This window comes from Chryseobacterium kimseyorum (assembly GCF_025971945.1).
GTDB classification, from domain to species: domain Bacteria; phylum Bacteroidota; class Bacteroidia; order Flavobacteriales; family Weeksellaceae; genus Chryseobacterium; species Chryseobacterium kimseyorum.
This window is the reverse complement of sequence record NZ_JAPDHW010000018.1, coordinates 1-14,640: the sequence shown is the minus strand read 5'-3', so window position 1 is coordinate 14,640 and position 14,640 is coordinate 1. Positions and strand designations below refer to the sequence as shown.

The 14,640-nt window shown below is 33.9% G+C and carries 11 protein-coding genes; 9 read left to right on the top strand and 2 right to left on the bottom strand.

What is annotated here, in order from left to right; translation table 11 throughout:
* Positions 1-77 precede the first annotated feature (77 nt).
* From OMO38_RS17795 to OMO38_RS17775, 5 genes are all read left to right on the top strand, one after another.
* Complete coding sequence (locus OMO38_RS17795; protein WP_264751534.1) at positions 78-5,774, top strand: DUF3320 domain-containing protein; 5,697 nt, start codon at positions 78-80, stop codon at positions 5,772-5,774.
* Positions 5,775-5,926: 152 nt separating this feature from the next.
* On the top strand, positions 5,927-6,049 hold the full coding sequence (locus OMO38_RS17790; protein ID WP_264751562.1) for a DUF2695 domain-containing protein: 123 nt from the start codon (positions 5,927-5,929) through the stop codon (positions 6,047-6,049).
* Positions 6,050-6,055: 6 nt separating this feature from the next.
* Positions 6,056-7,144 carry a TlpA family protein disulfide reductase gene (locus tag OMO38_RS17785; RefSeq protein ID WP_264751533.1) on the top strand — a complete coding sequence of 363 codons (1,089 nt, stop codon included), beginning with the start codon at positions 6,056-6,058 and terminating at the stop codon, positions 7,142-7,144.
* A gap of 45 nt (positions 7,145-7,189) precedes the next feature.
* On the top strand, positions 7,190-7,504 hold the full coding sequence (locus OMO38_RS17780; RefSeq protein WP_264751532.1) for a hypothetical protein: 315 nt from the start codon (positions 7,190-7,192) through the stop codon (positions 7,502-7,504).
* 68 nt (positions 7,505-7,572) lie between these two features.
* Positions 7,573-8,412, top strand: coding sequence for a GLPGLI family protein (locus OMO38_RS17775; protein WP_264751531.1), 840 nt, complete (start codon positions 7,573-7,575; stop codon positions 8,410-8,412).
* On the opposite strand, the gene OMO38_RS17770 is transcribed toward OMO38_RS17775, so the two are convergent.
* Both OMO38_RS17770 and OMO38_RS17765 read right to left on the bottom strand, forming a co-directional pair.
* Complete coding sequence (locus OMO38_RS17770; protein ID WP_264751530.1) at positions 8,413-10,212, bottom strand: metallophosphoesterase family protein; 1,800 nt, start codon at positions 10,210-10,212, stop codon at positions 8,413-8,415.
* Between the two features lie 372 nt (positions 10,213-10,584).
* Complete coding sequence (locus tag OMO38_RS17765; protein ID WP_264751529.1) at positions 10,585-11,145, bottom strand: helix-turn-helix domain-containing protein; 561 nt, start codon at positions 11,143-11,145, stop codon at positions 10,585-10,587.
* Between the two features lie 219 nt (positions 11,146-11,364).
* Here OMO38_RS17765 and OMO38_RS17760 point away from each other — a divergent pair, with 219 nt between their 5' ends.
* The 4 genes from OMO38_RS17760 to OMO38_RS17745 all read left to right on the top strand — a co-directional run bounded on the left by OMO38_RS17760 (position 11,365) and on the right by OMO38_RS17745 (position 14,457).
* Positions 11,365-11,496, top strand: a complete 132-nt coding sequence (locus OMO38_RS17760; protein ID WP_264751528.1) for a hypothetical protein — start codon at positions 11,365-11,367, stop codon at positions 11,494-11,496.
* A gap of 827 nt (positions 11,497-12,323) precedes the next feature.
* Positions 12,324-12,776, top strand: a complete 453-nt coding sequence (locus OMO38_RS17755; RefSeq protein WP_264751527.1) for a hypothetical protein — start codon at positions 12,324-12,326, stop codon at positions 12,774-12,776.
* A 1,011-nt stretch (positions 12,777-13,787) separates the two neighbouring features.
* Entirely contained in the window at positions 13,788-14,138 is a 351-nt protein-coding gene (locus OMO38_RS17750; RefSeq protein ID WP_264751526.1) for a hypothetical protein, read from the top strand.
* Entirely contained in the window at positions 14,083-14,457 is a 375-nt protein-coding gene (locus OMO38_RS17745; protein WP_264751525.1) for a tyrosine-type recombinase/integrase, read from the top strand. The genes OMO38_RS17750 and OMO38_RS17745 overlap by 56 nt, the downstream gene beginning before the upstream one ends.
* Positions 14,458-14,640: the final 183 nt, after the last annotated feature.

Sequence of the window (14,640 nt, the reverse complement as noted above, 5' to 3'; positions counted from 1 at the left end):
CCGTTTTGTCAATATCTCTTTTATTTCTAAATTGCATTATCTCCCGAAAAAGAGAGTGACACGCACAAAAAACATTTATGAATCAGATTATTCCTTTTGACCTGCAAATACAGCACAATTCTTATATCAACTATACATTTGTCTTAAATAAATACAATTTTCTTGAAAAAATATCTTTCCGGGACGTCTCAGAAGATTTGGAAAATTTAAATCTGCAAATTTCATCATCATTAGGAATTTTTGAAACATACAATGTCTACATTGATCAGCTTAAAAAAAATTCGCTCTACAAGATTTCTTTATTCAATTTTGTTTTTGATAATGCTTTGCTCAAAAGTCTTTCAGAAAAGGATTTAGATACTGTTACCGTTGAAGTTTTTCAGCATAACGAATCGCTTTTCAGACAAAATTTTTCTATTGAAGTTCTTCCGGTTGATTATTTTGGCGGCTTACAGTCTTTCCCACAATTGTTGGCGGCATACGTCACTCCCAACAATTCGCTGATTTATAAGATTAAATCTGATGCAATAAAAATACTTGAACAGAATAATCTTAATCCTTCATTTGAAGCTTACCAGTCGAAAGATAAAGAACGTGTGTTGCAAATGGTTTCGGCAATTTATAAATCGATACAGAATTTAGAACTTATTTACAGTTCAATGCCGCCAAGCTTTGAGGAAACCGGGCAGAGAATCCGTCTGATTGATCAGGTTTTTGAAACAAAATTCGGAAACTGTATTGATATTTCTCTACTCTTCGCTGCCTGTCTTGAAGCAATTAATCTCAATCCAATTCTTCTGATGACAAAAGGTCATGCCTTTGTCGGTGTATGGCTCGATGATCAGAGATTTGATGCGATGGTGAATTTTGATCAGACGGCTATTTCCAAAAGAATCGCCAGCGGAATTAAAGAAATTGCTCTTATCGAATCGACCCATCTCTGCAAAGGGAGCAGTGTCTCTTTTAAACAGGCCATGAACAGTGCAGAAACACAGATTATGGATTCTTCCAGTTTCCTGCTTTCAATTGATATTAAAAATGCAAGATCCAACGGCATCTCTCCGCTGCCATTATTAAAAATTGAAAATAATACTAATGACGATTTAAAAATAAATTCTCAACTCAATAATGATGATCTGGATGATGAATTTGAAATAGGAACCCTGTATTCTGACCTCGAACTGACAGATACGACCAATCTTACAAAACAGAAAATCTGGGAAAGAAAACTGCTCGATTTATCGCTCCGTAATAATCTTCTGAATCTGAGATTTACAAAAAGTATGCTGCAGCTGGTTGATTATAAAGTCAATTTGCTCGAAGACAGTTTAGCAGAAGGAAAAGCATTCACGATCCACCCAAACAACAATCAGCCTGTTCTCAGAAAATACAATCTGTATCACGAACCGCTTCATTCATCACAACCTCTTTTTCAGATGGCTGATGATGAATTTAAATACAATAAAATCCTCACTTACTATCATCAGGATGATCTCGATACCATTCTGACCCATCTTTTCAGAACTTCAAAATTAGCGGAAGAAGAAAACGGGAAAAGCACTTTGTATTTAGGAATCGGACTTTTAAAATGGTACGAGCCTAAAAATAAAGATATTCCAAGATTTGCCCCAATTCTTTTAATTCCTGTAGAGCTTTCTAGAAAATCGGTAAATTCTAAATTTATGCTGCGAAGCCGTGAGGAAGAAACCATGATTAACATTACGCTTCTTGAGTATCTGAAGCAGGAATTTAAATTTAATTTAAACAGCTTAGAAACTTTACCAACCGATGATTTTGGTGTTGATGTGCCTAAAGTTCTTGCAATCATCAGAAATGCGATACTGAATCTGGAAGGCTGGGACGTTTTGGAACAGATGGTTTTGGGAACTTTTTCTTTCAACAAACTGATTCTCTGGCAGGACATCTCAAAATACGCTGACGAAATTCAGAAAAGTTCAATTGTCAAAAGTCTGATTGACGGAAAGCTCTCAGAAACGCTCGAATCTGTTGAAATGGATACTGAAAGTCTGGAAAATATGTCGTCTTCAGAATTGATGCTGCCGATTTCTACTGATAATTCTCAGCTCAACGCGGTAAAAAATGCCCATCAGAATAAAACTTTCATTCTTCATGGTCCTCCCGGAACAGGAAAATCACAGACCATTACCAATATCATTGCAGATGCTTTGGCGAATGATAAAAAAGTTCTCTTTGTAGCCGCCAAAAAAGCCGCTTTGGATGTTGTTCACAGCAGATTAGAAAATATCGGTCTCGGTGCTTTCTGTCTAGAACTTCATTCAAACAAATCTAAAAAATCTGACGTCCTGAAACAGTTTGAAAGAACACTGGACGTTCCAAAATATCAGATCAACGCAGATTTTGCAGAAGAAGCAAAACGATTGGACGAGCGTAAACTCGAACTGGGAAAATACATTAACCAGCTTCACAAAAAATTTAAAATCGGATGGAGCCTTTTTGATACTGTTTCTTATCTGGAAACACATCAAATCAAAATGGATGACCGTTTTATGATTGATACCGCCTTAGAAAATGTCGACGTTACCACGTGGAATAACTGGAAAGACTGGTTGATTCCGTTTGCATCTATAGTTCAGAAGGTCGGACAGCCATCTTCACATCCTTTAAGATTCATAAAAACTGAAAACCACCAGTATGAAAACAAGAATCTGATTCTTGGTGCAGTCAATCAATATCTCGACAAGGAAAATGCAGCTTTAAAAATCAAACACGACCTTCAGCTTGAGAATTCTGACAACAATTCAGTAACTGATCTGCTTGAGTTTTTGCAAACAAATTCTGTAAAATTAAATCTGCTTGATATCAGTTTTGACGAGACACAGACTAATTTGTTTAAAAACTGGCTGACGCAGCAGGATTTACTTCAAAAAATTGAAAGTCAGGTCTTAATACAGTTTAATTCGGGAATATTTAATATTGATATTCAGCCTTTAAATATTTTGTGGAATCAGGCAAAACATACCTGGTTTATCCCGAAATGGTTTAAGCAGAGAAAAGTGAAACAGCAACTGAACGGTTACAGCAAGTCCGGAATTGAATCTGAGGTGCAGATTGATGAATTATTTGCTAAACTGGAAGAATATAAAAAAATTAAAAATCAGCTGACGAATCAGAATTTCGTAACCGTTACAAGTTCAGCAACTCCTTATTTTAATGGTAATTCTTATGATATTTTAAGCATTGAAAAGGATTTCAACATCATTCAGATTGCAAAAGATTTAGGTCAGAAAACCGGAATACAGAATTTTCAGATTTGGTTAAGAGATTTTTCAACTAAAAATGAAACGCAACAGAACTTACCCGCATTCATCAGTGAAATTAAAAGTTTTCAGGAGAGCAGAATTGATCTTTTACAGTATGTTTCTGAAATTCCGCAGAATCCTGAACTTAAAAATATCATTCAAAATATTGACCAGCTCGACAGTTGGGTAAATTATAATGCTTTAAAAGCCAAAGCTAAAGATTTGGAACTCGACTGGCTGATCAGGTTTTTGGAAAAAGATTTACTCAACACCAATTCTCTCGAACAGGAATTTGAGAAAATTATTCATCTGAATTTATTTATTAAAACGATTTATAAATTCCAGACACTTAACAGTTTTGATGCAGATATTTATGAATCTCAGATTCAGCAGTATAAAGATCTTCACAGAGAGTTTACGCAGCTGACCAAAAACCAACTGATTCTTAAACTGAGTGACAGAATACCAAACTTTGTACAGGAAGCCGCTCAAAGCTCCGAAATTGGCATTTTGCAAAAAGCCATCCGAAACAAAGGACGGGGTTTATCAATCAGAAAACTGTTTGATCAGATTCCGGGTCTTATTCCCCGTCTGAAACCCTGCATGTTGATGAGCCCAATTTCGGTAGCCCAATATTTTGACGTCAATCAGGAGCATTTTGATCTTGTAATTTTCGATGAGGCATCTCAGTTGCCAACATCAGAGGCAATCAGCGCCTTGGCTAGAGCAAAACAGGCGATTATCGTAGGAGATCCGAAACAGATGCCGCCTACAAGCTTTTTCGCCACATCAAAAACCGATGAAGACAACATGGAACTGGAAGATCTCGAAAGTATTCTGGACGACTGTCTGGCACTTTCGATTCCGTCAAATTATCTGTTGCGACATTACCGAAGTAAGCATGAAAGTCTAATCTCGTTCAGCAATGCGCATTTTTACGATAATAAATTACTGACATTCCCATCTCCCGATGACCTCAACCGTAAGGTAACATTTGAATTCGTTGACGGATTTTACGACAAAGGAAAAACAAGAACCAACATTAATGAAGCACAGGCGATCATTGCCTATATTAAAAACCATTTTCAAAGTAAAAATAAAAAGTCGATTGGCGTAGTGACTTTCAGCCAGACTCAGCAAAATCTTATTGAAGATCTTTTACAGGAATTATTTCAGGAAAATCAGCATTTGGAAGAGTTTTCAATGAACAGCGAGGAGCCTCTTTTTATTAAAAACCTCGAAAACGTGCAGGGTGACGAAAGAGATGTTATTTTATTTTCTGTAGGTTATGGGCCGGATGAAGACGGAAAAGTTTCGATGAATTTCGGACCGCTGAACCGCGACGGTGGATGGCGAAGACTGAACGTTGCTGTGACCAGAGCACGCTATGAAATGAAAGTTTTTTCTTCCTTAAAAGGTGATCAGATCGATTTGAACCGCACCAATGCTGAAGGCGTAAAAGGTCTGAAAAACTTCCTTAATTTTTCGGAAAAAGGGATGATGAGTCAAGACATAACGCTTCGGAATCAGAATGAAAAATCAATTGTCACTTCGATTGCTCATTTTCTGGAAAGTCACGGTCTGAAAACGCAAACCAATATCGGAACTTCAGATTACAAGGTTGATATCGGAATTATCGACCCCGACAATCAGCATGAATACCTGCTTGCTATTTTAGTAGACAGCGAAAATTACTTTAAAGTCAGTACAACCAATGACCGCGAACTTCTTGCGCCAAGTGTTCTGAAAGGTCTGGGCTGGAACGTTTTCCGAATCTGGACTTTAGACTGGATTAAAAATAAAGACAAAATTGTTGCTGAGATCAAAACGTTGCTCGAACAAATTAAAAATAATGTAAAAACACAGGAGGAAGGGATTGCTGAAGTTGTGATCACAGTAAAAAACGGCCTGAGCGAAATTGAGGACGAAGAAATCATCTCTTCGGGCCAGTCTTATATTTCGGCTGAATTTCCTTCAAACCCCGGCGCAAATTCAGAGTCGGTTTACTATTCCGAAAACAAAGACCTTCTTCGCAGTCAAATCATTAAAATAATTGACACTGAAGCTCCTATCAGCCAAAATGTTTTATTCAGAAAAATACTGAAACTTTGGAATTCCAGAGCTGGAGCAAAACTGACAGGTTATTTGGATGAAATACTGAACTCAATCCCGAACATTACATCTACAGAAAAAGATCAGAAATTTTATTGGTCAGAAAATACTAAGCCGGAAAACATCTCAGTGTACCGGGATAATTCCATTGAAAAAAGAGCGGTTGAAGATATTGCACCAGATGAAATTTCGGTAGCCATTATGGAAATTATGCAATCTAATCTAAGCGTTGAAAAAGATGAATTAATCAGGATGACTGCGAGACTGTTTGGCTTTTTAAAAATGAATGTGCAGATTGAAACCGTTATTAACTCTTGTTTTCAGGAACTGATTTCTAAAGGATTGCTGGAAGAGAATAACGAAAGGATTGTTTTAAGATGATTCGTGCACTAATTATTAATATTTAAAAACTGATTTATATTTTCTATGAAATTGAAATTATTAATCGGCTTTTCAATATTCCTTTTTATTGTAATAAGTTGTCATTCTCTTTTGCCTACTGATAAAAATATTTTGCGTAGCGAAGAGGGTCGATCCATCAATCTTTAACAAACCAAGTTCGAAATACTGATGAGGTTGAAAAATTCCTGAAAGAAAACGGAGGATTTTGTGATTGTGAAGTACTTTATAATGTGGAAGAAAAAATTGAAGATTAAATTCAAATGAAAAAAATTACAAGTATTTTCTTACTGTTATTAACCGTTTCCTGCCTTTATGCGCAGGTTCCGGATCTTGAAAAGGCCAAACGGAAATATTTTCAGGCCAACGTTATCAGCTATAAAACTACAGCATATTACCCCAATCCTGACACAGATGAATTGTCCGTGATCAATGTTTTATATACCATTTACAAACCTCAGAATAAAGATTTTGAATTTTACAGCAAAGATGAAAGTTCAGAAGAGTTTTACAAATACGGTTTGTATCATGCTGTGAAACATGCTGAAAAAACTATTTATGAGTACGAGAAAAGAGATAATCAAAATTCAGCGATCTCAACTTCCCGACTCAGGCAATTTGGTCCCACCACTCTACTCAAAAAGAAGTGGAAATTTATTGATGAAACCGTAATCGACGGGAAAAGCCATACGCATTATTCAAACATTGAAAGCATCAATCATTATGAAGGAAAAGAGATAAAAGTTGAGTTTCACATATACATTTCAGGAAATTTTACGCTGAATAAATTTGAAAGGAAAAGTTTCGTTAACGGAAAACTGGGACAAACAGTTACCTTTCTGTTCAGCAACTATATTTTCTCTGATAAAATTACCAATCTCAAAGTAGTTCTTCCGAAAAATTATGCGTTGAAATATTTTGAAAGACAGGATTCTCTGCATCCATTAGCTAAAAATACAAAAGCTCCGGCATTCGAGGCGGTCGACATGAAACGTCAGAAGATTTCTTTTAAAGAAAAAAATGCTAAGCAGACTCTTTTACTGTTTTCTTCTACCAACTGTGGCTATTCGAAGGCAATCACAGATTATCTTCTGAGCTCAGATTTTAACCTCAATCCTAAGGTAGAAATGATCAATATTTTTGGTTCAGATTCGCAAGCAGCAGTCACAAGATATTTCGTCAATAAGGAAGTGAAATTTCCTGTAATTGCCGATCAGAAAAATCTTGAAAAACAATATGGAATCAACGGCTATCCAATTCTTTTTCTCATTAACGCGGACGGATTTATTTCCGAAACAATGGAGGGCACTACGGAAATTTTCCCATTTTTAAAAAGTTTAAACAGCAAATAAAAAACTATTGAAATTTTCACTAAATTGAGAAACAATTTAACATCTATGAAATTAAATTTAAGCTTTTTGCTGATCTTCATTTTCACCATTTTTTCTGCTCAAAAAAAATCGTCGGATACTGCAGCCATCTCACAAAACAAAAAAAATCAAACTAACTCTGAAAAGGTCGCGAAAACGGATGAAACTACTGAGCACAAAAAGGTTTCTTCTGAACAACAAAAAGACACTGCCACTCTCGCACAAAATATAGATATCGTTCGCGAAATTAATGCTGTTTTAAATTATAAAATCAACCGTGTCTGGCGAAGAGATTTATACTGCTTTGCCTGTGAAGTTTATGATTCTGGGAAGATTGCCTAAATTATTGATCAGAAAAAATTAAACTTTATCAACCTGAATCTTTATTATTTTAAAACGGATTTAAACTCATGAAATTATACTTAAGTCTTTTGTGCATTTTATGTTTTGCGCTCTTTTGTGCACAAAATAAAGAATTCACATACGAATATCAATTTATATCAGATTCTGCCGATCGGGGAAATATAAGCACAGAAATTATGATTCTCAATTTTGATCAGGATAAATCTTATTACTACAGTTTAAAAAAATACATTTCAGATTCTACAATAAATGCAGAAAGCAAAAAAGGACTGATGGTAATGCCGATTTTATACAATATCGCTGAAATTGACATAAAGGATTTGAAGAATAATAAAGTGTCTTTTGAAACCATAATTGCATTTTCGAAATATCAGGTTAGCCAGAAGGTAGATTTGAAATGGAATCTGTCAAATGAATTTGATGAAATATTAAACTATAAGGTTCAAAAAGCGACGACAGAATTTGGAGGCAGAACATGGGTTGCATGGTTCGCTAAAGATATTCCCATTCAGGATGGACCGTATAAATTTCATGGTTTACCAGGATTGATTCTTAAAATTGAAGACACCACTTTAAGTCACAAATTGGTTTTAAAAGGCATTAAAAACAGGACAGCCGCTTTTCAGTATCCCAGTCGTAAAGACGATTTTGGGGAGATAAAAGTCGATTACAGCGGATTTGTAAAAGCTTACCTTCAAAACAGAGCTGACCCTGTAGCACATCTTATTGGCAGAATTCCAGATCAGAGAGATTCTGAAGGAAACTTCAAAACCGGCGAACAGATTATCCGTGAAAGTAAAAAGATGATGTTGGAAAAAATCAGTAAAGACAATAATATTATCGAGATTGACATTCTAAAAAAAAGAGGAAAATCTAAAAAGAAATAATTATTTCAGCCGGTAAATCTCTCCTTTCTTAAAATCAATTTTAAAATGATCTGCAGGATCACCGGAAGCTAATTTATTTAAAATCGCAAAAAATATTTTCAGCTGCTTAATAAACGGATTATCCGTATTCAGTTTTTCGAAATTGTGGTGCAAAATTTTGAACTGAGAAAGTCGTTTTTCAGAAATATCTTTCTTTGCAAGTTCGTCGGCCGATTGCAATTGATAAAGATTCAGTAAGGCATATTCAAAATTCCAATTTTTAAATTTCTTTGAATTTTTGTCTGATATTTTTTTGCTTTGACTTAAAAAAAGTAAATCTTCCCCGGAAAGTTTTTTTGCCTTTTCAATAAAATCTTCAGGCCAGTCTGACGGAACAAATCTCAGCCGCACCAACTCTTTCAAATGGAATAAAGTGAAATCTTTATAATTCTTTGTTTTTAAAATATCAGCATTCCAGATATCTTTCTTTTTCTGACTATTTAAAACCTGATATTCTTTCTGATAAAGTGGAAAAAGTTCATCATATCTTGGAACATCTGTGATAGAAACAGTTTCCACATCAAAATCATCCGGAGAATTGACAGTCAGAATTTTATATCCCGGAAGGTAAGCCGCCAGCGAAGGTACCTGAATGTTGACGAGCATCTTTCCGTTTTCAAACTTTTTGATTCCGGTATCATTGATATGCATGTGGCCTGCAAAATGAAGTCTCAGTCCCGCTTCTGCAAAAACCTCAGCAACTTTACTGTCCGGATTTCTGTCGAGCTGCCATTTACTTTCACCTAATAAATTTTTGATCTCTTCCGATGCTCCGTCATTGTAATCCAACATCGGATAATGTGTAAATGCGATCAGAACTTTGTGATTTTTTTCTGCTTCATCTGAGATTTTTTTCACCCAGTCGATCAGATGTTTTTTATTTGACAGTACATTATTGTATCCCACGGAAGCGCCATGAAAGTTATCGGGGTCTTTTGGATTTCCACTGATGTTTTTTGGTATGTATGTATTTCCGTCAATCGCCAAAAGCCAGATTCCTTTAGTCGGTTCAACAACATAAGTTAAATCAGGAACCTTAAACCTCGGCATGACTTCGTACATCCTGTTGGAATATTCAGCAGATTTTAAAGCATTTTTATACGTGTAGTTTTGGTAAGAAACACCGTCAAAAGGAGTCTGCCAGAATATATCTTTTTCAGAAGGAGAAAACCCAAATTGCTGCAGGTTATTCATTATTTCGAGATAACCAGACATGGCGATATCTTTGGTAATAATGGTTTCCTGACCTTTGTTTTGAACTAAATCTTTATCGCTGAAAATATTAACGGGACTTCCATTTTCACCTAAAAAATCAGATTTCCCGCCGTCTTTCAAAAACGGACTTACCGGATCGTGATTTCCAGTGGTGATAAAAAACCTCATTTCATATTTATTCTGATAATCGTTAAGTATTTTCCCGAGTCCACGAAGATTGTAGGCCTGTCCGTCATCCGTATAATCACCGGGAAGAGCGACGATTTTAATTCCTCTTTTTACAATATCATCTAAAGCAGCCAAAAAAGCAAAATAATTTTCATTAAAGATTCTTGTGGAATGCAGCTGCGCATCCATCGTTCTTAGAAGCGTTTTCTTTTTCGTCTTGGGATTTTCCGCTCCTTTGAAATCATTATCTGAGAAGTTACCATACAAATCCTGAAAATGAACGTCCGCCAGAAAAGCGATCTTTACCGGTTTTTGTTGGGCATCTGTTAAAGTAAATGAAAATATAAGCAGAAAGAAAATATATTTGGAAAGCCTCATCGAAACAGAAAATTTAATCGATAAAGATAAATCATCAGCATCAACCGAAGATTGCCGGAAGATTACATTAACTTTAAATTTCGTTCAGCCATCCTTAAAACAATGAATTGTGTAAACATTTCGTAATCATTTACAAAGAGACTTTCATTTTTTATTTCAACTTTGCAGTATATTAATTGATAATTCAAAAAATACCACAACTATAGAGATCACTAACCATACAACACAGATGACGGGGATAATCGGATAAGAATGAAAATTCTTATCCTTTTTTAATTTAAAAAAAACTGTAATACTTTGATTATAAAAGTTTTATCGTGATTGAAACTATATAATTGATATACTCCTCATTATTTTTGCTGATCACTCTCACTACAAATCTTCAAGATTATCTTTGCGTTTTAGCTTCAGCTGTTTATAATAAGTTGGAGACAGCCCTGTAATTTTCTTAAACTGGTTTGATAAATGTGCTACACTGCTGTAATTGAGCTTATATGAGATCTCGGTGAGATTGAGCTCATTATAGAGAAGAAGTTCTTTCACCTTTTCAATCTTATTGATAATGATAAATTGCTGTATCGTAATGCCTTTCACCTCTGAAAACGTATTGGCAAGATAGGTGTAGTCATATCCCAATTTTTTACTGATATAATCTGAAAAATTCTCTTTCGGCAATTCTTCGGAATAATGAACCATTTCAATGACCACGTTCTTTATCTTCTGTATAAGAATGCTTTTTTTGTCATCCAGCATTTCAAGACCGGATTTTAGGAGATTTTCTTTCAAAACCGCTCTCTGTATCGGATTGATGTCTTCCATCAATTCTACCATACCAAGGTCAACAACTGCGTGTTTTAATCCTAAGCTGTTTAATTCTTCGTGCACCACCATTTTACACCGAAGACTTACCATATATTTTATATAGATCTTCATTTGCTGCGGTATGACAATGCTTAGCCGTCATTGAAATACTCAACTTATCCTTATGCAATTTCAAAGTTAGTCATTAAATGTACCTTTCCAATTTTAAACGTATTTATTTATGTTTAGTTTCTGAATATCTGTGAATTATACAATAAAAACAAACTCGGCTGTAAGCCTTTGGGGAATTTATGAATCATCTTTACTTTATAATTTTATAAAAAAAGTATTATGTCAAAAGAAAAAGATAACAAAAAGAAGTCTGATAAAACAGTTGCATTGAAAACCACCAAAGAAAAGAGAGCTGATAAAGTACTGAAAAGACAGACCAAGGAAAATGCAGGTAAAGATTCATCTTTATAATTGGCTTGACAAACAACTGTAAAAAAAGTAGAGATTTAACTGCATAAGACCAAACTGACTTCCTATACTGAAATCGTTCTAAATTCAGGAGCCATAAAAGAAAAGGATAAATTCCTCTCTATTATCAAGGCAGTATCCATCGGAATCATTCCTATGTTAGAAATTGTATTTTTCTCAACCGATAACTATTATAACAAGTCTGAATCCCTGTCTAATTTCACAAGTCCCATAAGGGAACTAAAGTACTGAAGACATCCGTCTTTTAAAATTCACGGCCTTCATTTATCAATATTACAGGATTGCTTCATTTTCCTAGGAATTTCTACGCCCGAAGACTGTTGGAGGTGAAGTAAGTTTCAGATCGATATATTTCTCAACTTATAAACAGCATCATCTGTCAGAATTGACAAATTAAATAAAGATATGATTAGATGTTTAGAAGTAACTCACCCCTAATAATTCTCAAACTGTGCGTCTAATTTCGCAAAAAATTTGAAGAAAATTATCCGTCAAATTCCCTTTTCAGGCACTCATTAGACCATCATTCATTCTGTTTTAACAAAAAATTTAATAAAATAATTAAAGCTGGCAAAAACTGCATATATTTTACAATTAATTAATTACCAGTAACATTATCGCATTTATAAATGTAAAAATTTACGAATACTTACATCATAATTAAATATTATTTAAAAATTATAGTGTAAATTATATTTAAGATTTTTATCTTTGATAATACCGCAGCACCAAGTTTTTGATTAAATAAATCCTATCGGTTCTGCGTATTCAAAAATAATTTAAACTGTTATAAACACTATTTAAGAAAAATGAAAGTATCTAATTGCACCATTGCAAAAATCACTGCATATACTCTCATACTGATGATGAGCATGATACTTGTAAGCGTTGCATTCATTAACCAAACTATTTTAGACAGCTTATGTTTTGTCGCAGTTATTTTATTGATTTTTATCCTAACCAAAATCAAAATTGTGACTTATGAATTCTCAGGCGGATGCGTTACGATTAGAAAAATACATCCTTTCAGTTTCAAAAAATTCAGTTCTCCGGCCGTTGAGTTTCCACAAAATTACATTCGTGACTACAACTTCGACCAACATATTGTATCTGCGTCATTAGTATTAAAAGTCAGATCTAAAAGAAACAGGAAATACGCAGTGAAGATCAAGCTTTTCGGATTCACATACGCCCAGAGACAGAAAATATCAACCTCATTGATCTCTATTGTCTCTCAGAATAATTTTGAACACCAATCATAGTTACAAAAGATACATTACAGCTATTCTAAAATAATAAAGGCATAGTAATTGCAAAAAGTTAATTGAAAGACAGACACCCAAATCAACATTTATATTAATAAAAATCCCCATAGTTTTATTTTAAACTGGGGATTTTGCTTTTAATTTCATTACGAATGTAAAGTAAAGCATAGAATTTCTACAAAAAAAAGAAGCACCTACATTGCTGTAAGTGCTTTTTTGTGGTCCCACCTGGGCTCGAACCAGGGACCACCTGATTATGAGTCATTGCAGGATTTTCGTAATCTTCTGTTTATCAAGGGGACAGAAAAGGGGATATTTTATTTTGTTTGATGATTTATTCAGTTCTATGACCATCTACCAAAAAAGTCTTGCACCAAATCTTGCAACAATTTTGGTACTGAAGAGTAGTTGAAATCTTTTTTTTCAAAGGGTAAACCGGGACTGCCAACTGTTATAGTAAATATACTTTTCTGAATTCGAATTGACAAACTGTTGTAAAAAAAGAATACTTGAAAAAAAATAATTTATTAGATTAAACTTCTCTCACCTTAATTCAAATATCAAAGGATTAAATAAACATACACCGCAAAAGGTTAAAAACAATTAAATAGAAATACATTTAATGTGATGTCTTTGTTATTGTCAGCAGGATGTTTAAACAAATAAGTTTGAACGTTTTCTTTATAATTTTCAATATTATTTTTAAAAAGTGGATGTTCAGTAATATTAGTATTAATCTTTACTAAAATATCAGTTACATTTTTTGTGTTTTTATTCAAAAATATTAGAGCACAATTATCAGTTCGCCAATTCAAGTATCTATCAAATAATTGGTTTAAGGATTCCAATATTTTAGACTGTCCCTTCCAAATTTTACATTCTACAATAAACATGATTTCACCATTAATATCCTGAATTAAGATATCCGTTTTTCCTTTCTTGTTAAAAGTTTCACCAGTGGAACTTAGATCATCAAGCGACGTATTAAGAACGGTAATAAATTATTTCATGAAGAAGAAAAAAATTATACCTTCCGGTTACTTTTATCCTTTTGGAAAAGGTGGTTATTCTATTTGTGAATATTTTCCGAAAAAACAAGTCTTTACCAATAATGAAATATCACAAATTATAAATTTAGATGAATTTCAGAGTAAGGACGAAGAGTTTGCTCGTGATATTTGGGAATTATTGTATCGTTGTAATGGTATCAACTTTGCCGATCTTTTAAGACTACGATGGGATCAGAGAAATGGTAACTGTTTTGTTTTTTTCAGAAAGAAAACAGAAAATACTAGAAAAAAAAATGAGACAGGAAATTGTTGTTCCGATAAATCAAAAAGTACAAAATATTATAAATAAAGTTGGTGATAAAAATAGTCCTTTCTTACTAGGATTTTTAAAAGATGGTTACACCGACGAAAACTTTGATTACATGAATCGAAAAGTAAGAAAGAGTGTCAATAAATCCCTCAAACAAATATCCGAACGTCTAGACTTATCATTAACTCTCCAACTGAAAACTGCTAGAGATTCTTATGCTACTGTTCTTAAAAGACAAGGAGTTTCTGTAGATAAAATATCAGAAATGTTATCCCATTCAAGTACGGCTGTGACAAGACATTATCTGGGAAGTATGGACATGGAGTCCGTTTTTAGCATAAATGAAAACTTAATCTAAAACAAACTATAAATATAGAAAAAGTTTACATCTGTTGAGAATAAATTAATAAATTTGAGAAAACTATTGATAACTATTAAAAATTCTCATGATCTTAAAAAATTTCTTTCTTCACCATATTGATGTTCCCAACAATATTGTAACTCCAATAAATCTAAATATTAATCCGGATAATATAAATAG